Genomic DNA, 22844 nt, shown 5'->3' on the forward strand with positions numbered 1-22844 from the left:
ATCCCGGCCCATGTCTGCCGTGTTCCAACAACCCTCGCTCGCGCGACGTCTGTTGCCCGTGTTCCAGGGTTTCGACGGATTTCTTGCCTTCGCCGTGCTGCTGCTCGCCTGTGCAGGCATGCTGACCATGTATTCGTCGGGTTACGACCACGGCACCCGCTTTGCGGATCACGGCCGCAACATGCTGCTGGCGGCCTTCATCATGTTCGTGGTGGCGCAGATTCCGCCGCAGCGGCTGATGGTGTTCGCCGTTCCGCTCTATACGTTGGGCATTGGGCTGCTGGTGGCGGTGGCAGTCTTCGGGATCACCAAGAAGGGTGCACAACGGTGGATCAACGTGGGCGTCGTGATCCAGCCGAGCGAGATTCTCAAGATCGCGATGCCGCTGATGCTTTCGTGGTGGTTCCAGCGGCGGGAAGGCCAGCTGCGCCCGCTCGATTTCGTCGTCGCGACCATTCTGCTGGCCATACCGGTGGGCCTGATCATGAAGCAGCCCGACCTCGGGACCGCACTGCTGGTGCTGGCAACGGGACTGTCGGTGATCTTCTTCGCGGGTCTTTCGTGGAAGCTGATCGTGCCGCCGGTGGTGATCGGGCTGATCGCCGTCTCCCTCATCGTCGGCTTCGAATCGCAGCTCTGTGCCGACGGCTTCGACTGGCGGATCCTTCACGACTATCAGAAGCAACGCATCTGTACCTTGCTCGACCCGACGAAAGACCCTCTCGGCAAAGGCTTTCACATCATCCAGGGGATGATCGCGATCGGCTCCGGTGGCGTCGGCGGCAAGGGGTTCATGCAGGGCACGCAGACGCACCTGGAGTTCATCCCCGAGCGCACGACCGACTTCATCTTCGCTGCCTATTCCGAGGAATTCGGTCTAGCGGGCAACCTGGCGCTGATTGCGTCCTTCATTTTCCTGATCTTCCGCGGGCTGGTGATCGCCATGAATGCGCCCACGCTCTTCTCGCGGCTGCTGGCTGGTGCGGTCACGATGATTTTCTTTACCTACGCCTTCGTGAACATGGGGATGGTGAGCGGCATTCTTCCGGTCGTGGGCGTGCCGCTGCCTTTCATCAGCTACGGAGGCACCGCCATGGTGACGCTGGGCCTGGGGCTCGGAATCCTGATGTCGATCTCCCGCGCCAGACGGCTGATGCAGTCCTGAGCAGTCGTGACATACGCCAGCGAAGCCTTGGGGGCTGAGCCTAGAATGTTTCGATGATCTCTCGCGAACCCACCATCGAGCGCCTCGCCACGGCGCAGCAGCTCCTGCTCACGCCCTTTGGACTCGACGAATCGCACCTCTCGCGTGCGCTCGCCGAAATCACGGCGCACAAGGTGGACGACGCCGATCTCTACTTCCAGTACACGCGCAGCGAAGGCTGGAGCCTCGAAGAAGGCATCGTCAAGACCGGCAGCTTCAGCATTGACCAGGGCGTCGGCGTACGTGCGGTGAGCGGCGAAAAGACCGCGTTTGCCTATTCGGACGACATCTCCGAGGCTTCGCTTCTCGATGCCGCCCGCACGGTCCGCAGCATTTCGGCTGCCGGACGCACGGCCCGGGTCAAGGCTCCCGCGCGCAAGATCGCGAGCAGCCGTTCGCTGTACGGCGGCATCGACCCCATCGCCACGCTCGACAGCACCGCCAAGGTCCAGCTCCTCGAAAAGGTCGAGAAGCTCGCGCGCTCTCGCGATCCGCGCGTGGCACAAGTCATGGCGGGTCTTGCGAGCGAATACGACGTCGTGCTGGTGGCTCGCGCCGACGGCACGTTGGCCGCTGATGTGCGGCCGTTGGTGCGCTTGTCGGTCACTGTGATCGCCGAGCAGAACGGCCGCCGGGAAGTGGGTTCGGGCGGAGGCGGTGGCCGCTTCGGCCTCGCTTACTTCGACGATGAACACATCGCCGAATACGTCGACCAGGCTGTCAAGTCGGCGCTCACCAATCTGGATTCGCGCCCTGCGCCCGCCGGCGAGATGACCGTGGTCCTCGGCCCAGGTTGGCCGGGCATCCTGCTGCACGAGGCCATCGGCCACGGCTTGGAGGGCGATTTCAACCGCAAGGGCTCGAGCGCCTTCTCGGGCCGTATCGGCCAGCGCGTGGCGGCCAAGGGCGTGACGGTGCTCGACGACGGCACCATCGCCGACCGCCGCGGTTCGCTGAACGTCGACGACGAAGGCAATGCCACCCAGCGCAACGTGCTGATCGAAGACGGCATCCTCAAGGGCTACATCCAGGATTCGCTCAACGCGCGCCTGATGAAGACCAAGCCCACGGGCAATGGCCGTCGCGAAAGCTATGCGCATGCGCCGATGCCCCGCATGACCAACACCTACATGCTCGGCGGCGATCGCGCGCCGGAGGAAATCGTCGCCAGCATCAAGAAGGGCCTCTACGCCACCAACTTCGGCGGTGGCCAGGTCGACATCACGAGCGGCAAGTTCGTGTTTTCGGCGAGCGAAGCCTATTGGGTGGAAAACGGCAAGATCCAGTACCCGGTCAAGGGTGCGACGCTCGTGGGCAACGGACCCGATGCGCTCACGCGCGTCACGATGATCGGCAACGACATGTCGCTCGACACCGGCGTCGGCACCTGTGGAAAGGAAGGCCAGAGCGTACCGGTCGGCGTCGGCCAGCCCACTTTGCGCATTGACGGACTGACAGTCGGCGGCACCGCCTGAGAACCAGCCGTGCTACATTTCACGCCCATGTCTGCACCTCGCGCTTATTTCTTTGCCTACTTTTGGTTCCCGGATTCCGGCGGACGAGAGGCGCGCGCGTAAAGCAAGCAGACAAGCAGAACCTCCCAAAACCGCCGGTGCCAAAAGCCCGGCGGTTTTTTATTGCCCTCACGAAACCAAGACCACGACAGAAGGAACGCAGATGAGCACGAAAGCCGCCCCGCCCAGCGACACCTGGTATGCGAACGTCGAAAAGACCAGCCGGACCGACGACGAACGCATCAAGGACATCACTGTGTTGCCTCCTCCCGAACACCTGATCCGCTTCTTCCCGATCAGGGGGACGCCGGTCGAATCGCTGATCACCGGCACCCGCCGGGCGATCCACCACATCATGGCCGGCAAGGACGATCGCCTGCTGGTGGTGATGGGGCCATGCTCCATCCACGACCCTGCGGCGGCTCTCGACTACGCGCGGCACCTGAAGGCCGAGCGCGAGAAGTACGCCGGCACTCTGGAGATCGTGATGCGCGTCTACTTCGAAAAGCCGCGCACGACCGTCGGATGGAAGGGCCTCATCAACGATCCTTACCTGGACGAGAGCTACCGCATCGACGAGGGCCTGCGGATTGCACGACAGCTCCTTATCGACATCAACCGCCTGGGCCTTCCGGCTGGCAGCGAATTCCTGGACGTGATCTCTCCGCAGTACATCGGTGATCTGATCGCGTGGGGCGCCATCGGGGCGCGCACTACCGAGAGCCAGGTGCATCGCGAACTGGCTTCCGGCCTGTCGGCGCCGATCGGCTTCAAGAACGGCACCGACGGCAATATCCGCATCGCCACCGATGCGATCCAGGCGGCGGCGCGGGGCCATCACTTCCTCTCGGTACACAAGAATGGCCAGGTCGCCATCGTGCAGACGAACGGCAACCAGGATTGCCACGTCATCCTGCGCGGCGGCAAGGCGCCCAACTATGACGCCGCCAGCGTCGCCGCGGCTTGCAAGGACCTCGAAGCCGCCAAGCTGCCGCCGAGGCTGATGGTCGATTGCAGTCATGCCAACAGCAGCAAGCAGCACCAGAAGCAGATCGAGGTTGCCAAGGACATCGCGGATCAGATCGCTGGTGGCAGTCGCAGCATCTTCGGCCTGATGGTCGAGAGTCACCTGCATGCCGGCGCGCAGAAGTTCACCCCCGGCAAGGACTCCGTCTCGGCGCTCGAATATGGCAAGAGCATCACGGACGCCTGCCTCGGCTGGGAAGATTCGACGCAGGTGCTCGACCTGCTGTCGCAAGCGGTCAAGCACCGCCGGGGCTGAAGGAAGGGGGCGCTGCTTGCGCGCTTGGCGTCAGATCAGCGCAGCGAGTTGCGGCCAGTGGTGCCGCAGGAGCGAGGCTTCTTCGCCGTCGGGCTGCATGAACGAAAAATCGCTGAAATCGAAGCCCGGCCCGACGGTGCAACTCACCAGCGTGTAGTCGGCCCCGCCTTCCGCACCCATAGGGCGGGCAGCTTGCCACTGGCCGGCCGGAACGGTGTGTTGCGGTCGCGTGCCATGCACGTCAACCGGGCCAAGCCGGACATGCGCAGGCGGTGTGCGCAGCGCCGCGTCGCTGACCCAGAGCGAAAGCGGCGCGCCTTCCAGGTGGATCCAGACTTCGTCTGACTGCACCCGGTGCCAACGCGAGTGCTGGTGCGCTTCGAGCAAGAAATAGATGGTCGTCAGTGCGTCGCGCGTGGGCCTGCCATCGTGCGGTTGGACTTGCGCCGCCGAGCGGAAGATCTCGCGATACCAGCCGCCTTCGGGGTGAGGGCGAAGGTTCAGGGTTTCAATGAGCTGCTGCGCACGCATGGTGCGCATGTTAGTCCCGCGTGCGGCTCAATGCGTCCCGCCGAGCGCCGAAAGCAGCTTCTCGTGAATGCCGCCGAAGCCGCCGTTGCTCATGCAGACGACGTGGTCGCCGGGGCGCGCCGCCGCAATCACCTGTGCAATCAGCGCGTCGATGGTGCCAGCCACTTTGGCGCGTGCACCCATGGGGGCGAGCGCCGCAGCGGCGTCCCAGTCGAGGCCGCCACTGTGGCAGAACGACAAGTCCGCCGCTTCCAGGCTCCAGGGCAACTGCGCCGCCATGGTTCCCAGCTTCATCGTGTTGCTGCGCGGCTCGAACACGGCGAGGATGCGCTCACGGTCCTTGCCGCCGGTGTCGAGCTTCTGCCGCAGGCCATCCAGCGTGGTCCGGATCGCCGTCGGATGATGGGCGAAGTCGTCATACACCGTGACTTCTCCTTGGCCGACGTCCACGGTGCCGCGCAATTCCATCCGACGGCGCACGTTGCGGAAGCTGCCCAATGCATCCGCAGCGGCGGCTGGCGCCAGGCCGACGTGTTCGGCCGCGGCGATGGCCGCCAGAGCATTCATCTGGTTGTGCAAACCGGTCAGCGCCCATTCGACGCGGCCGACAGCCGCGCCGTCGCGGAGCACGTCGAAGGCGTCGTGCGTCCCGCGCGCCTGCCATTCGCCACCGGCGCCGAAGCGCGCGAGCTCGCTCCAGCACCCTTGTGCCAGCACCCGTTGCAGGCTTTCCTCGGTTGCGTTGACCACGATGCGGCCGGAGCCGGGTACGGTGCGGACCAGATGATGGAACTGCCTTTCGATCGCCGCGAGGTCATCGAAGATGTCTGCGTGATCGAATTCCAGGTTGTTGAGGATGGCCGTGCGCGGCCGATAGTGGACGAACTTGCTGCGCTTGTCGAAAAAGGCGGTGTCGTATTCGTCCGCTTCGATCACGAAGGGCGCCGCGCTGTCGCGCCCGAGCCGGGCCGATACGCCGAAATCCAGCGGCACGCCGCCCACGAGAAATCCAGGGGCCAGGCCGGCGCGCTCGAGGATCCACGAAAGCATCGAAGTGGTGGTCGTCTTGCCGTGCGTACCGGCGACGGCCATGACGTGACGGCCCTGGAGCACGTGTTCCGCCAACCATTGCGGACCACTGGTGTAGCTGACACCGGCGTCGAGGATCGCTTCCATCAGCGGGAACTTGGGCGAGCCGTCGGGCAGGCGAGCCCGCGAAACCACGTTCCCGACCACGTACACGTCGGGTTTCAAGGCCAGTTGGTCAGCGCCAAAGCCTTCGATCAGGTCGATGCCGAGGGCGCGCAATTGGTCGCTCATCGGCGGATAGACGCCGGCATCGCAGCCGGTCACCCGGTGGCCGGCTTCGCGCGCCAGCGCCGCGAGACCTCCCATGAAGGTGCCGCAGATGCCGAGAATGTGAATGTGCATCGGCCGATTCTAGGGATGCTGGCGCCGCGGTCTTCTGCGCCCGTGCGACTGGGGGCAAAATGCTCCGATGGACTCGTCCAAGCAGGAAATCGCCGCTACCGCTGCCCGCCTTGTCGTCGAGGAGGGGCTTGAATACGGGCCCGCCAAGCGCCGGGCGCTGCGCGACCTGGCCTTGCCTGCGCGCACCGCTCTGCCCAACAACGACGAAATCGAGGCCGAGGTGCGCGACTACATCCGGCTCTATTGTTCAGATACGCAGCCCCAGGAGCTGCATGCCCTGCGCCTTCTGGCGCTGGAGTGGATGGAGCGCATGGCTGAATTCAGGCCTCACGTGGGTGGCGCGGTATGGCACGGCACGGCCACGCGGCTGTCCGACATATATATACAGCTGTTCTGCGACGACTCGAAATCGGCCGAAATCGCCCTGATCGATCACCACGTGGACTATGAACCCCGCATGGTCACCGGCTTCCATGGAGAGCAGGTCGAAGCGCTCAGCGTTCATGCGACCAGCCGGGCGCTGGGTGAAGAGATCGGCGTGCACTTGCTGGTCTACGATCTCGACGACCTGCGCGGGGCGCTCAAGCCGGACGCCCAGGGTCGGGCGCCCCGCGGCAATCTGGCCGCGCTGCGGCGGCTGGTAGAGAAAGAACAGGAAAACGGATGACCCCCGGCCCTACTCGTCGCGGCCTGCTTTATGGCGCGGTTGCCGCAGTGGCGGCCGCGGCCGGAATCGGCGGTGCCTATTGGCGCAGCAGGGATTCGCAAGGCGCCGCCGATCGCATGGACGAGACCTTTTGGGCGCAGCGTTTCGATCGGCCCGAGGGCGGCGAGCTGGTCCTCGAGAGCTTGCGCGGCAAGCCGCTGTTGGTCAACTTCTGGGCGACCTGGTGTCCGCCTTGCGTCGAGGAAATGCCGCTGATCGATGCTTTCTTCAAGGAAAACGGAGCCAACGGTTGGCAAGTGATCGGATTGGCCATCGACCAGCCGAGCTCCGTCCGCAAATTCCTTGGCAAGACGCCGGTGACATATCCGGTCGGCTTGGCCGGGCTCCAGGGCACCGAGCTCGTCAAGCAGCTTGGCAACACGTCGGGGGGACTCCCCTTCACGCTGGTGATCGACAGCAGCGGCTCAGTCGCGGCGCGTAAAATGGGCAAGCTCGAACCAGGCGACCTCCAGGCTTGGCGGCGTGCCTGATTTCACGGCTAAAATCCAGCCCCACATTCGGTAGATGGCGCCTAAACGCCGAAAAAGACCGGTTTTCAGGCGAGTTAAGTTCTAATAATCGGCAAAGCCGACGCTGGAGTCCCATGGATCTACGCAAGCTCAAGACACTGATCGACCTAGTGTCTGAATCCAACATTTCCGAACTGGAAATCACCGAGACCGAGGGGAAGGTCCGGATCGTCAAGGGCGGCACGGCCGCTCCAGTGCAATACGTGCAAGCTGTCGCCTCGCCTGCCGCGGCGGCCCCCGCGATCGGCGCCGGCCCCGCTCCTGCACAAGCCAACCCAGCAGCCACGCCTGAAGCAGCCGCGGCGGGTCACGCAGTCAAGTCCCCCATGGTGGGCACCTTCTACCGCTCTTCGAGTCCTGGCGCCGCAGCCTTTGTCGAGATCGGCACTCAGGTGAAGGAAGGCGACACCGTCTGCATCATCGAGGCGATGAAGATCCTCAACGAAATCGAAGCCGACAAGAGCGGCACCGTCACACAAATCCTCGTCGAGAACGGCCAGGCGGTCGAGTACGGCCAGCCGTTGTTCATCATCGAGTGACCATGTTCAAGAAGATCCTGGTCGCCAACCGCGGCGAGATTGCCCTGCGGATCCAGCGGGCATGCAGCGAGCTCGGCATCAAGGCGGTGATGGTGTATTCCGAGGCCGACCGAGAAGCCAAATATGTCAAGCTGGCCGAGGAGGCCGTGTGCATCGGTCCCGCGCCGTCCGCGCAAAGCTATTTGAATATGCCCGCCATCATCTCGGCCGCCGAGGTGACGGATTCCGAGGCCATCCATCCCGGCTACGGATTTTTGAGCGAGAACGCCAACTTCGCCGAGCGCGTGGAGCAGAGCGGCTTTCAGTTCATCGGCCCCAGCCCGGAATCGATCCGCCTCATGGGCGACAAGGTGTCCGCCAAGCAAGCCATGATCAAGGCCGGCGTGCCTTGCGTGCCCGGCTCGGACGGTGAACTGTCGGACGACCCGACCGCCAACAAGCGCATCGCGCGCGCCATCGGCTACCCCGTCATCATCAAGGCGGCAGGCGGCGGCGGTGGACGAGGCATGCGCGTCGTTCACACCGAAGCGGCGCTGGTCAATGCGATCCAGATGACCAAGGCGGAAGCCGGCGCGGCTTTCAACAATCCGGCGGTCTACATGGAGAAGTTTCTCCAGGACCCGCGCCACATCGAAATCCAGATACTGGCCGACAAGCACAAGAACGCGGTGTACCTCGGCGAGCGTGACTGCTCGATGCAGCGGCGCCACCAGAAGGTGATCGAAGAATCCCCCGCCCCCGGCATTCCTCGCAAGCTGATCGAAAAGATCGGCGAGCGCTGCGCTGCCGCTTGCAAGCGAATCGGCTATCGCGGCGCCGGCACCTTCGAGTTTCTCTACGAAAACGGCGAGTTCTATTTCATCGAAATGAACACGCGCGTGCAGGTGGAGCATCCGGTGACGGAATTCACCACCGGCATCGACATCGTGAAGACGCAGATCATGGTCGCCGCTGGCGAGAAGTTGCCCTTCACGCAGCGCCAGATCGAGATGCGCGGCCACGCCATCGAGTGCCGCATCAACGCCGAAGACCCGTACAAGTTCACGCCTTCGCCCGGCCGCATCACCATGTGGCATCCGCCGGGTGGTCCAGGGGTGCGCGTCGATTCGCACGTCTACACGAACTACTTCGTGCCGCCCAACTATGACTCGATGATTGGCAAGATCATCGTGCACGGCGACACGCGGGAGCAGGCGCTTGCGCGCATGCGTACCGCGCTGAACGAAACGGTGATCGAAGGCATCCAGACCAACGTGCCGCTGCACCGCGAACTGATGGTCGATGCCAAGTTCATGAGTGGTGGCACGAACATCCACTATCTTGAAGAGTGGCTGGCTGCGCATAAGAGGTGAACACCCCCAGGCTGCGCGCACTTCGTGTCGCTTCGCCTACCCCCTTGCAGGGGGCAACACCAGCGGCCCGGCTGAGCCGGTTCCGCGGTGTTTCTCGAATTGGGTGAGGTTGCTGGTGAAAGGAGCTGGGTGTGTTTGAACTTCGATTGCTTGCGCCTGAGGACCACGTCGAGACTGTGAGTGATGCGCTGGATGCGCTGGATGCGCTGAGTGTCTCGGTTGAAGATGCGGATGCGCAGACGGATGCGGAGCAGGCGCTGTTTGGTGAGCCGGGCATGCCTCCGCCCAAGGAAGGCTGGCAACGGTCACGGGTGATCGCCCTGTTTGCCACCGAACAGTTGGCGCGCGAAGCGGCTTCGGTGCTGGCTGCGCAGGATTTCTTCGACGGGTGCAGCATTCTGGGCGTGGTCGATGTGCCCGAGCAGGACTGGGTTCGGCTGACGCAGTCGCAGTTTTCGCCGGTCGAGATCACGCCCGAGTTCTGGATCGTTCCGACCTGGCATGAGCCCCCAACTCAGGCGAAGCAGGTGATTCGGCTCGATCCGGGGCTGGCCTTTGGCACCGGCACGCATCCGACCACGCGCATGTGTTTGCGGTGGATCGCATCGCAGGGGGATCTGGCTGGCCGTCGCGTGCTCGACTATGGGTGTGGATCGGGCATCCTCGCGATCGGGGCGGCGAAGTTCGGCGCTGTCCAGATCGATGCGGTCGACATCGATGAAGCAGCGGTCGAATCGACGCGGCTCAACGCGGAGGCCAACGGCGTGAATCTGAACGCAGGGCTGCCCGAGGCCGCGACGGGCCGCTACGAGATCGTGCTCGCAAACATTCTCGCGACGCCGCTGAAGGTGTTGGCTCCGCTGCTGTGCGCCCATGTCGCATCGGGCGGCACGCTGGTGCTGGCCGGCATCCTCGAGCGCCAGGCCGACGAGCTCAAGCTGGCTTACGCCCCTTATGCGACGCTGGAGGTGAGCGACAGTGAGGACGGCTGGATCTTGATGGAGAGCATCTAGCTCGCCGAACGGGTCCGCGTCGCGACCAGCCGGTTTCGGGTGGGTGCCACCCCTACAATCTTCGCCACATGAGTCTGGTCACCCGCTGTCCTGCGTGCGCCACCACTTTCAAGGTGGTGAGGGACCAGCTTCGCATTTCGGACGGATGGGTGCGCTGCGGGCGCTGCAGCGAGGTGTTCGATGCGACGATTGAATTGCACGACACCACTGCGGCGGCGCCTGAAGAAACCACGGTTGACGAAGCGGCCGCGCCAGCAACGATCGATGGCGATGTCGAGGCTCAAGCTCAGCCCGATCCTGAACCCGTTCCCGAGCCCGAAGAAGCCGCTCGGAATGAAGCGGATACAGACTTTTTCGACGACGACCACGAACCGTCGCACCCGGAGCTCTCTGATGTTCCGGAGGTCTCGGAAGCTCCTGAATTCAACCCCCCTGAAGAGTCCGCAAAAGACGCCTCGCCTCTGCCGCCCAGGCTTGCCGATGACAAGCACTGGCCTGATCCGGAATCTCTGACGCTGGAGGATGAGGGTCGCATCGCGGTGCGTCCACCTCTCCCACCGCCGATTTCTTTTCCCGATATCGACCTGAGCCTGTCTTCGCCCGTCCCCGCACCTTCACCGGCGCCTTCGCCTTCAGCGGTGAAGGCGAACTCAGAAGGCGCGCTGCTGGACGTCGCCACCGACGTCCAGTTCCAAAAGGCATTGCGGCGTGCGCACATCAAGTCCGCCAAGATTGCCAAAGCGAAGGCCCGCGAGCAGAAGGCCGCGGCTGCGGATGCCGCACCTGTGATTCTTGCCGCCAGCGAACCCGAAGCGCGCGAAGCCAGTGCAACGGACATCCCCTCGCTTTTCGGCGCAGAAGAAAAGAGAGGCTTCTGGCAGGGCCCAGCAGTGCGGCGTTCGATGGTCGTACTCGCTATTCTTGCTGCCGCGTTGCTGGCGGCCCAGGTGGTCTATCAAGAGCGCGACCTGATCGCCGCTCGCCAGCCCGCGGCTCGGCCCGCGCTCGCATCGATGTGCAAGCTGCTGGGCTGCGAGCTCTCCGCGCTGCGCCAGATCAACGACATCAAGGTCGACGGCGCGTCGTTCGCGCGCGGCAAGAACGACGAAGGCTATCAGCTCAGCTTCACGCTTCGCAATGCCGCGGACGTGCCGCTTGCGATGCCGGCCGTCGAGCTGTCGCTTCTCGACACTCAGGAGAGAGCCGTCGTTCGCCGGGTGCTTATGCCGGCGGAATTCGGCGCGCCGGTCGTTCTACCGGCCCGCACGGAGCGTGCGGCGTCGCTCGCGTTGAAGCTCACCGGGCCCGAGGTGCAGTCCCTGCCGCCGGTCGCCGGGTTTCGGCTCGAAGCGCTCTATCCCTGAGCCTCTGTTCGCCTTCCGTTCCATTCAACAACCAACGTTCATCGTTCATCATCCATGGCAGCAGTGATTTGCGGGTCCCTAGCGTTCGACACGATCATGACTTTCGAGGGCCGGTTCGCCGACCAGATTCTTCCTGATCAATTGCACATCCTCAACGTGTCGTTCCTCGTGCCCGGCTTGCGGCGCGATTTCGGCGGCTGCGCTGGCAACATCGCCTATAGCCTCAACGCACTCGGCGGCACTGCTTTGCCAATGGCAACCGTCGGCAGCGACGGTGCCGATTATCTGGAGCGCCTGCGTTCGCTCGGCATCAGCACTGAATTCGTCCGCCAGGTCGCGGACACCTTCACCGCGCAGGCGATGATCATGAACGACCGCGACAACAACCAGATCACGGCATTCCATCCCGGCGCGATGCAGCAGGCACACATCACGCGCATCGCAGCACGCGAGGACATCCGCCTCGGGATCGTGGCGCCCGATGGCCGCGAAGCCATGCTGCAGCATGCGGAGCAGTTCAAAGCGGCCGATATCCCCTTCGTGTTCGATCCGGGCCAGGGCCTGCCGATGTTCGACGGCAAGGAGCTGGCGCACTTCGTGGATCTGGCGAGCTGGGTCGTGGTCAACGACTACGAAGGAAAGATGCTTTCCCAGCGCACCGGATGGAGCCTTGCGGAGATCTCGAAGCGGGTGCGCGGCCTCGTGGTCACGCTGGCTGCCGAGGGTTGCGAAGTCTGGGTCAACGGCGAACGCGAGCATGTGCAGGCAGTGACACCGGAAGCAGTCGTCGAGCCGACGGGCTGCGGCGACGCATGGCGCGGCGCATTGCTCTTCGGCCTCGAAGAGGGTTGGCCGCTCGCGCGCTGCGCGGCGCTGGGCAATCAGTTGGGCGCGCTCAAGATCGCACAACGCGGCCCGCAAAACTACAAGGTCGACCTGAAGGCGCTCGGCCTCTGACCTGCGCGGCGGCCAGCCGCCCAGCCCCGCACAAATAAAAAAGCCCGGCACCTTGCGGTACCGGGCTTTGCCTCAAGCGCTGCTGAGAAACTCAGGGCTTGCTGGCCGTAGGAAACGGCCAAGCTGCCTGGGGGTTCAGCGTCGTCTGCGCCGCAGTGGGAGCAGGGGCAGGCGCTGCAGCAGCCTTGGCGGGCGCCTTGGCCTTCTTGGCAGCAGGCTTCTTCGCTGCTTTCTTGGCGGCAGGCTTCTTGGCTGCAGCCTTTTTCGCAGGGGCCTTCTTGGCGGGAGCCTTCTTTGCAGCGGCCTTCTTGGCAGGCGCCTTCTTCGCAGGAGCCTTCTTGGCTGCTACCTTCTTGGCAGGAGCCTTCTTCGCTGCGGCCTTCTTCGCCGGGGCCTTCTTGGCTACGACCTTCTTGGCGGGCGCCTTCTTCGCAGGAGCCTTCTTGGCCGCGACCTTCTTTGCCGGAGCCTTCTTCGCCGGGGCCTTCTTGGCTACGACCTTTTTAGCCGGAACCTTCTTGGCCGCGACCTTCTTTGCCGGAGCCTTCTTCGCAGCGGCCTTCTTGGCCGGAGCTTTCTTTGCAGTTGCCATTTCTATTTCTCCTTGATCAAGTTGAAAAAATCAACCTTTTGAAGCACTCCACGCATGTTGGTCAGCGTGAAGCGATTCATGGCGTTGGAGCAAGCCCCAGCACCATGAACACCTGAGCCCTCATCGATGCCGCACTCTCCGGTGCGATTCGTTCGTGAGGGCGATTCTTGAATTCACTTTGTTCTTGTCGAAAAAATTCAATCCCAGGACAGGGCGCCACCCGACTGATACTCGATCACACGGGTTTCGAAGAAATTGCGCTCCTTCTTCAGGTCAATCATTTCGCTCATCCAGGGGAACGGATTTTCTTCGTTCGGGAAGAGCGTTTCGAGGCCGATCTGCTGTGCGCGCCGGTTGGCGATGTACCGCAGGTAGCCCTTGAACATGGAGGCGTTCATGCCGAGGACGCCACGTGGCATCGTGTCTTCGGCGTATCGGTATTCGAGCTCGACGGCCTTCATGAAGAGGGCCTTGATCTCCGCCTTGAACTCGGCGGTCCAGAGGTGCGGATTCTCGAGCTTGAGCTGGTTGATCAGGTCGATGCCGAAATTGCAGTGCATCGATTCGTCGCGAAGGATGTACTGGTATTGCTCGGCAGCACCGGTCATCTTGTTCTGGCGGCCCAACGCGAGGATCTGCGTAAAGCCGACGTAGAAGAAGAGACCTTCCATGAGACAGGCGAAGACGATCAGCGACTTGAGCAGGGTCTGGTCGTTTTCGTGCGTGCCGGTGTGGAAGTTCGGGTCGCTGATGGCGTCGATGAACGGGATCAGGAACTGGTCCTTCTCGCGGATCGACGGCACTTCGTTGTAGGCGTTGAAGATCTCGCTCTCGTCCAGGCCGAGCGATTCGACGATGTACTGGTAGGCGTGCGTGTGGATCGCTTCCTCGAACGCCTGGCGCAGCAGGAACTGCCGGCACTCGGGCGCCGTGATGTGGCGATAGGTGCCCAGCACGATGTTGTTGGCGGCCAGCGAGTCGGCCGTCACGAAGAAGCCGAGGTTGCGCTTGACGATGCGGCGCTCGTCTTCGGTCAGGCCGTTGGGATCTTTCCATAGCGCGATGTCGCGCGTCATGTTCACTTCCTGCGGCATCCAATGGTTGGCGCAGGTGGCGAGATACTTTTCCCAAGCCCACTTGTACTTGAACGGAACCAACTGATTGACGTCGGTCTGGCCGTTGATGATGCGCTTGTCTGCTGCGTTGACGCGCCGCGTGGCTGCTGGTGCGGGTCGCACCGCTGCGCCGTCATCGAACGTGCGCACGGCGGGCGACGAAATCGAAACGGGGGAAAGCGAAGCAGGAGAAATGTGGGAAGCAATTTGCGAAGTCGGAAACTCCGACGAGCGGCCGACTTGCGTGCCGCTGTTCGATGTGTGCCGCAATCCTTGTTGCAGATCCTTTGGCAAGGAGGGCTTGACTTCTTCGTCCCAGGTCAACATAGAAAAATCCAATGCTCAAATTATGTGAGCAACGATGTGAGTTGCAAAGTGCTCCTTCACATCGCGCTCCAATTATGTTGTCGTTATGTTGTTCGCTTGCATCGCTAATTGTCAGGCGATGCCGCAAACGACCTCCACTTCACGCCGACATCATTGGCATGCTTCGCACGTCGGATCATCGACGCCGCAGAATGCGATGTCGGTTGCGGGCATCGCACTCAACTGCGCTTGTGCTGCGAGTGCCGCGGCTTCGAGCGCGCTCATGCCCGATGACGAATCGCCACTGCCCGATGACACCGCGTTGAGCCGACCCGATTGCACGGTGGATTTCTCCGCGTGCGTCGCGCTCTGCGTGCGAAGGTAGTAGGTGGTCTTGAGGCCACGCAGCCATGCAAGCTTGTAGGTGTCGTCGAGCTTCTTGCCCGATGCGCCGGCCATGTAGATGTTGAGCGATTGCGCCTGGTCGATCCACTTCTGGCGACGTGCAGCGGCTTCGACGAGCCACGTGGTCTCGATCTCGAACGCCGTGGCGTAGAGCGACTTGATGTCCTGCGGTACGCGATCGATGGGGCGCAGCGAGCCGTCGAAATGCTTGAGGTCCATCACCATCACATCGTCCCAGAGGCCCAGGCGCTTGAGGTCGCGCACCAGGTAATGGTTGATGACGGTGAACTCGCCGGATAGGTTGGACTTGACCGAGAGGTTGCCGAAGCAGGGCTCGATCGAAGCGTCCACGCCGATGATGTTGGAGATGGTTGCCGTCGGTGCGATGGCCACGCAGTTCGAATTGCGCATGCCGTCGGACTTGATCTTCTGGCGCAGCGAATCCCAGTCGAGGGTGGACGAGCGGTCCACTTCCACGTAGCCGCCGCGCGCCTTCTCGAGCAGGTCGAGCGTGTCGGAGGGCAGCACGCCCTTGTCCCACAGCGAGCCCTTGTAGCTCGAGTATTTGCCGCGCTCGCGCGCCAGGTCCGTCGAGGCCCAGTAGGCGTAGTAGCAGATCGCTTCCATCGATTCGTCGGCGAACTGAACGGCTTCCTGTGAGGCGTAGGGAATGCGCAGTTCGTACAGCGCGTCCTGGAAGCCCATCAGTCCGAGGCCGACCGGACGGTGGCGCAGGTTCGAGTCGCGCGCCTTCTTGACCGCGTAGTAGTTGATGTCGATGACGTTGTCGAGCATGCGCATCGCCGTCGAGATGGTGCGCTTGAGCTTTTCCTGGTCGACCTTGCCGTTCTTCAGGTGCTGCAGCAGATTGACCGAGCCGAGATTGCAGACCGCGGTTTCGGTGTCGCTGGTGTTCAGCGTGATCTCGGTGCAGAGATTCGACGAATGCACGACGCCGGCGTGCTGCTGGGGCGAGCGCACGTTGCAGGCATCCTTGAACGTGATCCACGGATGGCCGGTTTCGAACAGCATCGTGAGCATCTTGCGCCACAGGTCCGAGGCCGGGATGGTGCGGCTTGGCTTGAGATCGCCGCGCGAAGCCTTTTCTTCGTAGGCGACGTAGGCCGCTTCGAAGTCGGCACCGAACTTGTCGTGCAGGTCGGGCACGTTCGATGGCGAGAACAGCGTCCAGTTGCCCTTTTCCATCACGCGGCGCATGAACAGGTCGGGGATCCAGTTCGCGGTGTTCATGTCGTGCGTGCGGCGGCGATCGTCGCCGGTGTTCTTGCGCAGCTCGAGGAATTCCTCGATGTCGAGATGCCAGCTTTCCAGGTAGGTGCACACGGCGCCCTTGCGCTTGCCGCCCTGGTTCACCGCGACGGCGGTGTCGTTCACCACCTTGAGGAAGGGCACGACGCCTTGCGATTCGCCGTTGGTGCCCTTGATGTGGCTGCCGAGGGCGCGCACGCGCGTCCAGTCGTTGCCCAGGCCGCCCGCGAACTTGGACAGGAGCGCGTTTTCTTTGATCGACTCGTAGATGCCGTCGAGGTCGTCGGGCACAGTCGTGAGATAGCAACTCGACAGTTGCGATCGCAGCGTGCCGCTGTTGAACAGCGTCGGCGTGCTCGACATGAAGTCGAAGGAAGACAGCACTTCATAAAACTCGATCGCGCGGGCTTCGCGGTCGATCTCGTTGAGCGCGAGGCCCATCGAGACGCGCATGAAGAAGGCTTGCGGCAGCTCGATGCGCGTCTTGCGCACGTGCAGGAAATAGCGGTCGTAGAGCGTCTGCAGGCCGAGGTAGTCGAACTGCATGTCGCGCTCCGGCTTGAGCGCGGCGCCCAGGCGGGCCAAGTCGAACTGCAGCAGCTTCTCGTCCAGCAGCTCGTTGTCGACCCCCTTCTTGATGAACTGGGGAAAGTAGTCGGCGTAGGCTTGCGCGCGGTCGGCTGGCGGCACTTCGCGGCCGATCACTTCCTTGAAGATCGTGTGCAGCAGCAGGCGCGCGGTGGCGAAGGTGTAGTCGGGATCTTTCTCGATCAGCGTGCGTGCGGCGAGGATCGACGCCTTGTAGACCTCGTCGAGCGGAACGCCGTCGTAGAGGTTGCGCATCGTCTCGGCGAGGATCGGGTCGGCCGTGATCGTGTCGCCCAGGCCGGTGCAGGCCGATTCGATGAGGGCCTTGAGCTCGTTCAGGTCGAGCGCGACTCTTTCGCCGCGGTCGAGTACGTGCAGCGCGGGCTGGGCCACGGGCGCGTCCTGTTCGCCTTGCTTGGTGCGCTCCTGCGAGCGGCGTTCGCGGTACAGCACATAGGCGCGGGCGATCTCATGATGGCCGCCGCGCATGAGGCCGAGTTCGACCTGGTCCTGCACGTCTTCGATGTGGAACGTGCCGCCGCCCGGACGCGAACGCACCATGGCGCGCACGACGGCCTGCGTCAGTGTGTCGACGGTCTCGCGCACGCTGGCCGAAGCCGCGCCCTGCGTGCCATGCACGGCCAGGAACGCTTTCATCATCGCGATGGCGATCTTGTTCGGCTCGAAGGGCACGACCGCGCCATTGCGGCGGATGATCTGGTAGTGGGCCAGCGCGTTGCCGGCGGGGGAGCCGGCGACATCCCGGCTTTGCGGCGTCGAGGGTACGGCGCGAGAGGTGGAAGGGGTGTTCAGTGCAGTTTGCATGCGATCCTCGTATGGGCGATTCTTGTTCGGTGCGGCGTTGTCGGGCCGCTGTTTCCGGCAGTGAGTGCCGGGGCAGGGCACACTATATCTAGTGGCAAAGAGGGCTACAAGCCACTAGATATAGCGTTTTCGACAATTAGCAACGGATGTGAAAATTCTCGCCGGCCTTTTGATCGGCAGCGAAGCCGCATCCCGGTTGGGACAAGGCAGCGAGGTCCCCTGCCCATGCGCATTCCAGGCCGATTTACGCTGGGAAAGCGCATGGATACTGCGCTGCCGCCGAGCCACGGAGGTACGCACGTGCCTCAAGGCCCGCGCATCGGCTGTTACTTTGCCATTGAAAAAAACTTCAAGAGCCAAGCGCGGCCGGCGGAAACATCGCCTGTTGCCAGCCGAGTTGCTCACGAAGCAAGCGCCAGTCGAAGCCCGGCCCCGGATCTTCCTTGCGGCCAGGAGCGATGTGTTCGTGGCCTGCGATGTACGAAATCGCGTAGCGCTGCGCGATCGATGGGCAAAGGCTGGCCAGGGTTTCGTACTGCGCTTGCTCGAAGGCGTCGCCTTCGAGCCCTTCGAGTTCGATGCCGATCGAATCGTCGTTGCAGTTCTCGCGCCCACGCCAGCACGAGGCGCCGGCGTGCCATGCGCGATCGTCGCAGCTCACGAACTGCCACAGTTCGCCATTGCGCCGCACATAAAAATGCGCAGAGACTTCGAGGCCGCGGATGCCCGAAAAATAAGGGTGCGCATCCCAGTCGAGGCTGTTCGTGAAGAGCTGCTGAACTTCATCGCCACCGTAATGTCCCGGCGGCAGGCTGATTGAATGCAGCACGATCAGGTCGATGTTCGCGCCTCTGGGTCGCGCCCCGAAATTGGGGGACGGCAAGCGGCGAGCGAAGCGATACCACCCCGATTCCCAAAGTGCTGTGTCGGCTTCACTCATCGGCGCCTAGACCGCTGGCATCGTCGCCATGCGGTGTGGTGATGCCCAGGCGCGCAATCCGATAGCGAATCTGTCGCAGGCTCAGGCCGAGGCGCGCGGCGGCGGCAGTTCGGTTGAAGCCCGTTTCCTGCAGCGCCCGCACCAGGATCTGGCGCTCTTGCTCGTCCAGATAGCTTTGCAGATCGCGTGGTACGGCGGACGGCGTCCGGGGATGGATGCTGACAGGGGCCGCGGCGGCCGCTGGCACGGGCTCGGCAAGCGGCGCGGGTCCCGTCTGCTGGGATTCGGACGGAACTGCCGTGCCTGCGCCCCCCATGAGATCGAGGTGAAGCACATCGCCATCGCTGAGCGCCACCGCGCGGTGCAGGAGATTTTCAAGCTCGCGAACGTTGCCGTGCAGCGGATGTTCGGCGAGCCTCTGCAGGACTTGGGCGGAAAGCGTGGGCACCGGCATGCCGGCATCGCGGGCGATGCGCGCGAGCAAGGCGTTGCACAGTGCTGGCAGATCGCCTCGACGGTCCCGCAGCGCAGGCACAGCGATCTCGATCACGTTGAGCCGGTAGAAGAGATCCTGCCGGAATCGGCTGGCTTGCACTTCGGCATGCAGGTCCTTGTGGGTCGCGCTCACGATTCGGACGTCGACGGCATCTTCCTGCGTCGAACCGATGGGGCGAACGCTGCGTTCCTGGATGGCGCGCAGCAGCTTCGACTGCATGGCGAGCGGCAAGTCACCGATTTCGTCGAGAAACAGGGTGCCGCCGCGTGCCGCCTGGAAGTAGCCGTCGCGGTCCTGCGAAGAGCCGGTATAGGAGCCTTTTCGCGCGCCGAAGAATTCGGCTTCGAGAAGGTTTTCGGGAATGGCGCCGCAGTTCACGGCCACGAAAGGTCCGTCGCTTCGCTGGCTGCAGGCATGAACGGCGCGCGCGACCAGTTCCTTGCCTGTGCCGGACTCGCCGCGCACGAGCACCGGTGCCATGCCTCGCGCCACCTTGGCAATGCGCGCCTTGACCAGCCGCATGGGTTCGGAGTCGCCCACCAGCCGTTGGAGCGCTGCGACGCCGCTGTCTCCGATCGTCGTTGCGATCGACACACTGTTGTCGTCCGCCGGCCGCGCGGCCCGGATCGGCGCAGGCTGCGAAGGCGCCTGTACGGCAGAAGCCACCACCGATCGGAATTGCTTCAGGTCGACGGGCTTGGTGAGGTAGTCGAAGGCGCCTGCCTTGAGGGCCTCGACCGCGTTTTCCGCTGATCCGTAGGCGGTCATCACCACACAGCGCTCGCTGCGCTGGTCTTGCTGGATGCGCTGGAGGATCTCCATGCCGAGGCCGTCTGGCAGGCGCATGTCGGTGATCACTGCATCGAAGCGGCCGGCGTCGAGATGCTGCCAAGCCTCCGACACGCTGCCCGCCGCCTCGACGCGATAGCCCTCGCGCAGCAAGGTGAGTTCATACAGCGTGCGCAGGTCCGGCTCGTCGTCGACGACCAGGATCTGGGCAGGCTGCGACACGGGCGGGTTGGGGGTGCTCACGCCGCTATTGTGTCAGTCGACTTTCAACTGATGCAAATGCCACAAAGAACTCGTTGCCTTCGGGGCCCGCCGCGGAAAGCGCCCTGCGTTCATAGCCGATGGTCGCGCCGTGCTGCTCGCACAGCTCGCGGCACAGGAACAGTCCGAGTCCGCTCGAGCGGCTCTCGGAGGAAAAGAAGGGTTCGAAAAGATGCCGCTGCACTGCCGGCTCGAGCGGCGCACCGTCGCTCCAGACCTGAAGGGTCGCGCGCCCTGTCGCGTTGCGCCGGGTGCTCACCTGGATCGAGCCCTCCCGGTCCCCGGCGTAGCGCGAGGCGTTGTCCAGCAGATTGACGAGGATGCGCCGCAGATGTTCTGCATCGAAACGCACGTCGGTGCCCGCTTCGAGCGAAAGCAACACGCCTTGCTGCTGCGCGTGCTGGACCCATTCCTCCGCTAGCGAGCGCACCGTCGGGTCGAGCGATACCTGCTCGCCCAGCGGCAGCACGCGTTGCTGCCGAGCCCGCGCCACGTCCAGGACGTCGTCGACGATGCGGGACAGACGCTGAGCGTTCTGCTGAACCATGGTGGTCAACTGGCGATGACCCGGGTCGACGAGATCCTCGCCGAGCAGGGCGCTGGCCTGCGTGATCGCGGCGAGCGGATTGCGGATCTCGTGCGCGACGGCGGCCGACATCCGGCCCATGGCCGCCAGCTTTTCGGTGCGGATGCGTGCTTCGAGCTCGCGCAAGTCCTGCAGGAACATCACGCAGAGGCTTTCGGCGCGCAGGTCCCGGGCCTGCGTCAGGCGTGTGCGGACGCGGACTTCGCGCGGAGCGCCTTGCGGCTGCGCGACCGGCACCTCGGTGGCCTGGGGCGCGCGCCGCGAAAAAGTCTGGCGGGCGAGATGGGCAAGCGGCACCCAGGCCGGATAGGCACTGAGCGCGAAAGGCTGGGGAATCTGCGCGAGACCGTTGCCCAGGATCGCGTCCGCTGCAGGATTGACCGCATGCACCCGGCCCGCGGCATCGACCACGAGCACGCCTTCGCTCAGTGTTTCGATCACGAGATCGTTGACCATCGCGTGCATCTCCGCGGCACTGCGGCTGCGCTGCGCCATGGCTTCCTCGCGCGTGAGGCGGCGGGCCAGCTCGTGGGCGATCAGGGCCACCACGAAGAGCCCGGTGCCCGTCAGAGCTGCCTGGACAAAGCGCGGCGAGGTGTCTGCGGGTTGCTCGAACCAATACCAGCCCGCGTGGCCGAGCAGCAAGAGGGTGGCTGCCGCAGTGGTGCCCAGCCCGACTGCGCCGGTGCCAAGCACGGCCCCCATCAGCACCGGAAGCGCGAACAAGGGCGTGTAGTTGACGCCGCCCACCTGCAGTGTTTGCAGCGCGGTGAACGTGACGAGGTCGATGCCGATGGTCGACAGCCACGCGCCGCCAAACCTGCGAATCGGTTGAAAAGGCGCATACCGCGCGGCCAGCAGCACCGCGATCAGATAGCAGATCGTCAGAGCGATGCCTTGGGCCTGGACGGGCTGCTTGAGCGCCAAGGCGACTCCCGGAAGGAGCAGGAGCACCGCCGCGACAAAGCACCGTGCCGCCATGAAGCCGCGCCAAAGACGCAGCAACGCCGAACTGTCAGCGTTGAATTTCTCGAGCGAACTCCAATCGGTGGCCGGTTCGCCTCGCGACCACAGGTAGGCAGTCATCTGCGGCTTTCCGCTGCTTTGCGGTGGGCTGCGCTGCAATAGATGCCAGCAGGGCCGGTGATGGCGTCAGTGGCCGGCAGATGCAAGCCGCAGTGGGCGCAACGAACCATGGCCTTCGGCGGCCCGACGGCGGGTGGGGCTTGCGGCTTGGGTGCGCGCGAGCGCATTTCTTCCTGACGGCCGCGGCGCCAGAACCATATGGCAATGGCGATGACGGCCAGAACGAGCAGGTATTTCATGAGGGCGTGCGCGAGAGGACGACTTCGAGAACGAAGCGCGATCCCACATAGGCGAGCAGCAGCAACGCGGAGCCGGCATACAGCACGCGCCGCGCCGTGCGCCCACGCCAGCCGAAGCGGGCGCGTCCCATCAGCAGGACGGCAAAAGTGATCCACGCGAGGATCGAGAACACCGTCTTGTGATCCCATTTCCATCCGCGGACCGTCGCGCCATAGAGCGTCTCGCTGAAGAAGATGCCCGCCAGCAGCGTGGCCGACAACAGCACGAAGCCCGCCGCGACGAAGCGGAAGGTGAGGCGTTCCATCGTGAGGAGCGGGAGCCCGCTTGGCGTTTCGGCGGCAAGCCGGATCTGCTTTTCGGCCCGCGTCATGAGCCACGCATGAACCACGGCGGCGCCGAACAATCCGTAGGAAGCAATGCCCAGCGCCAGATGCAGCGGCAGCCACGGCGAGGCGGAGACGTGCAGCGGCGTCCCGGGAAACAAAACCGCCAGCAGGACCGCCACAGCCCCCAGCACTGCGAGCGCGCGCCAGACGTGGAGTTGCTGCGGATACATGCGGCTTTCGATGCCGTAGACCGTGAGCACCAGCCACACGGTGATAGAAATCGCTGGCGCAAAGCCGAAGTGCGGGGTGCCGCCCCCGAGCCCCCAGCCCAGCGCAAGCGCGTGCAGAAGCCATGCCAATGCGAGCAGCCCTTGCGTGGATGATCGGCTGAGCCATGAAGACGCTGCGGCAGTGATGCCATAGGCGGCGGCGGTGGCGATGCCCAGAGCCACGCCGAGCGGGGAGGGGATCGCTAAAATCATCGGCTGAGTTTAATGGCTCGCCCCCCAGGCTTCGCGCACTTCGTGTCGCTTCGCCTACCCCCCTGACCGGGGGGCAACACCAGCGGCCCGGCGGAGCCGGTTCCGCGGTGTTTCT

Annotated in this window: 20 protein-coding genes; 10 read left to right on the plus strand and 10 right to left on the minus strand. The window is 63.9% G+C overall.

The genetic code is table 11. From position 1 onward, the window contains the following. Positions 1 to 10 precede the first annotated feature (10 nt). The 3 genes from rodA (at position 11) to AC1DMA_RS21365 (ending at position 4000) form a co-directional block, all read left to right on the plus strand. A complete protein-coding gene (rodA, locus tag AC1DMA_RS21355; RefSeq protein ID WP_478126008.1) occupies positions 11 to 1165 on the plus strand; it encodes a rod shape-determining protein RodA in 1155 nt (384 codons plus the stop codon). 53 nt (positions 1166 to 1218) lie between these two features. Continuing rightward, positions 1219 to 2679, plus strand: a complete 1461-nt coding sequence (gene tldD, locus AC1DMA_RS21360; protein WP_478126009.1) for a metalloprotease TldD — start codon at positions 1219 to 1221, stop codon at positions 2677 to 2679. Positions 2680 to 2881: 202 nt separating this feature from the next. Beyond that, positions 2882 to 4000 (plus strand): 3-deoxy-7-phosphoheptulonate synthase, encoded by a 1119-nt coding sequence (locus tag AC1DMA_RS21365; RefSeq protein WP_478145435.1) that lies wholly within the window; start codon positions 2882 to 2884, stop codon positions 3998 to 4000. A gap of 30 nt (positions 4001 to 4030) precedes the next feature. Here AC1DMA_RS21365 and AC1DMA_RS21370 read toward each other — a convergent pair whose 3' ends face one another. Further along, positions 4031 to 4540: a cupin domain-containing protein gene (locus AC1DMA_RS21370; protein ID WP_478126011.1), complete on the minus strand. Its 510-nt coding sequence runs from the start codon at positions 4538 to 4540 to the stop codon at positions 4031 to 4033. Positions 4541 to 4558: 18 nt separating this feature from the next. Beyond that, on the minus strand, positions 4559 to 5962 hold the full coding sequence (gene mpl, locus AC1DMA_RS21375) for a UDP-N-acetylmuramate:L-alanyl-gamma-D-glutamyl-meso-diaminopimelate ligase (RefSeq protein WP_478145436.1): 1404 nt from the start codon (positions 5960 to 5962) through the stop codon (positions 4559 to 4561). Positions 5963 to 6029: 67 nt separating this feature from the next. Between mpl and AC1DMA_RS21380 the strand changes: the two genes are divergently transcribed. From AC1DMA_RS21380 to AC1DMA_RS21410, 7 genes are all read left to right on the plus strand, one after another. Next, positions 6030 to 6629 carry a hypothetical protein gene (locus AC1DMA_RS21380; RefSeq protein ID WP_478145437.1) on the plus strand — a complete coding sequence of 200 codons (600 nt, stop codon included), beginning with the start codon at positions 6030 to 6032 and terminating at the stop codon, positions 6627 to 6629. After that, positions 6626 to 7159, plus strand: a complete 534-nt coding sequence (locus tag AC1DMA_RS21385; protein WP_478126014.1) for a TlpA family protein disulfide reductase — start codon at positions 6626 to 6628, stop codon at positions 7157 to 7159. Before AC1DMA_RS21380 ends, AC1DMA_RS21385 begins: the two co-directional genes overlap by 4 nt. A gap of 113 nt (positions 7160 to 7272) precedes the next feature. After that, positions 7273 to 7737 carry an acetyl-CoA carboxylase biotin carboxyl carrier protein gene (accB, locus tag AC1DMA_RS21390; protein WP_478126015.1) on the plus strand — a complete coding sequence of 155 codons (465 nt, stop codon included), beginning with the start codon at positions 7273 to 7275 and terminating at the stop codon, positions 7735 to 7737. Between the two features lie 2 nt (positions 7738 to 7739). After that, positions 7740 to 9089: an acetyl-CoA carboxylase biotin carboxylase subunit gene (accC, locus tag AC1DMA_RS21395; RefSeq protein ID WP_478126016.1), complete on the plus strand. Its 1350-nt coding sequence runs from the start codon at positions 7740 to 7742 to the stop codon at positions 9087 to 9089. 131 nt (positions 9090 to 9220) lie between these two features. Beyond that, a complete protein-coding gene (gene prmA, locus AC1DMA_RS21400) occupies positions 9221 to 10102 on the plus strand; it encodes a 50S ribosomal protein L11 methyltransferase (RefSeq protein WP_478145438.1) in 882 nt (293 codons plus the stop codon). Positions 10103 to 10170: 68 nt separating this feature from the next. Beyond that, the gene (locus AC1DMA_RS21405) at positions 10171 to 11466 is read left to right on the plus strand and encodes a zinc-ribbon and DUF3426 domain-containing protein (protein ID WP_478145439.1); all 1296 of its coding nucleotides are present in this window, start codon (positions 10171 to 10173) and stop codon (positions 11464 to 11466) included. 54 nt (positions 11467 to 11520) lie between these two features. After that, positions 11521 to 12423 carry a carbohydrate kinase family protein gene (locus AC1DMA_RS21410; protein ID WP_478126019.1) on the plus strand — a complete coding sequence of 301 codons (903 nt, stop codon included), beginning with the start codon at positions 11521 to 11523 and terminating at the stop codon, positions 12421 to 12423. Between the two features lie 91 nt (positions 12424 to 12514). On the opposite strand, the gene AC1DMA_RS21415 is transcribed toward AC1DMA_RS21410, so the two are convergent. The 8 genes from AC1DMA_RS21415 to AC1DMA_RS21450 all read right to left on the minus strand — a co-directional run bounded on the left by AC1DMA_RS21415 (position 12515) and on the right by AC1DMA_RS21450 (position 22729). Continuing rightward, positions 12515 to 13015: a histone H1-like DNA-binding protein gene (locus tag AC1DMA_RS21415; RefSeq protein WP_478126020.1), complete on the minus strand. Its 501-nt coding sequence runs from the start codon at positions 13013 to 13015 to the stop codon at positions 12515 to 12517. A 197-nt stretch (positions 13016 to 13212) separates the two neighbouring features. Continuing rightward, entirely contained in the window at positions 13213 to 14457 is a 1245-nt protein-coding gene (locus tag AC1DMA_RS21420) for a ribonucleotide-diphosphate reductase subunit beta (RefSeq protein ID WP_478145440.1), read from the minus strand. A gap of 150 nt (positions 14458 to 14607) precedes the next feature. Continuing rightward, a complete protein-coding gene (locus AC1DMA_RS21425) occupies positions 14608 to 17523 on the minus strand; it encodes a ribonucleoside-diphosphate reductase subunit alpha (protein WP_478126022.1) in 2916 nt (971 codons plus the stop codon). Between the two features lie 349 nt (positions 17524 to 17872). Next, the gene (gene ampD / locus AC1DMA_RS21430) at positions 17873 to 18463 is read right to left on the minus strand and encodes a 1,6-anhydro-N-acetylmuramyl-L-alanine amidase AmpD (RefSeq protein WP_478126023.1); all 591 of its coding nucleotides are present in this window, start codon (positions 18461 to 18463) and stop codon (positions 17873 to 17875) included. Beyond that, complete coding sequence (locus AC1DMA_RS21435) at positions 18456 to 19970, minus strand: sigma-54-dependent transcriptional regulator (protein ID WP_478145575.1); 1515 nt, start codon at positions 19968 to 19970, stop codon at positions 18456 to 18458. Before AC1DMA_RS21435 ends, ampD begins: the two co-directional genes overlap by 8 nt. 25 nt (positions 19971 to 19995) lie before the next feature. Next, positions 19996 to 21681 carry a sensor histidine kinase gene (locus tag AC1DMA_RS21440; RefSeq protein ID WP_478126024.1) on the minus strand — a complete coding sequence of 562 codons (1686 nt, stop codon included), beginning with the start codon at positions 21679 to 21681 and terminating at the stop codon, positions 19996 to 19998. Beyond that, a complete protein-coding gene (locus tag AC1DMA_RS21445; protein ID WP_478126025.1) occupies positions 21678 to 21920 on the minus strand; it encodes a PP0621 family protein in 243 nt (80 codons plus the stop codon). The genes AC1DMA_RS21440 and AC1DMA_RS21445 overlap by 4 nt, the downstream gene beginning before the upstream one ends. Beyond that, positions 21917 to 22729 (minus strand): cytochrome C assembly family protein, encoded by an 813-nt coding sequence (locus AC1DMA_RS21450; RefSeq protein ID WP_478126026.1) that lies wholly within the window; start codon positions 22727 to 22729, stop codon positions 21917 to 21919. The genes AC1DMA_RS21445 and AC1DMA_RS21450 overlap by 4 nt, the downstream gene beginning before the upstream one ends. Positions 22730 to 22844 lie beyond the last annotated feature (115 nt).

The organism is Variovorax sp. 05N34 (assembly GCF_056397405.1).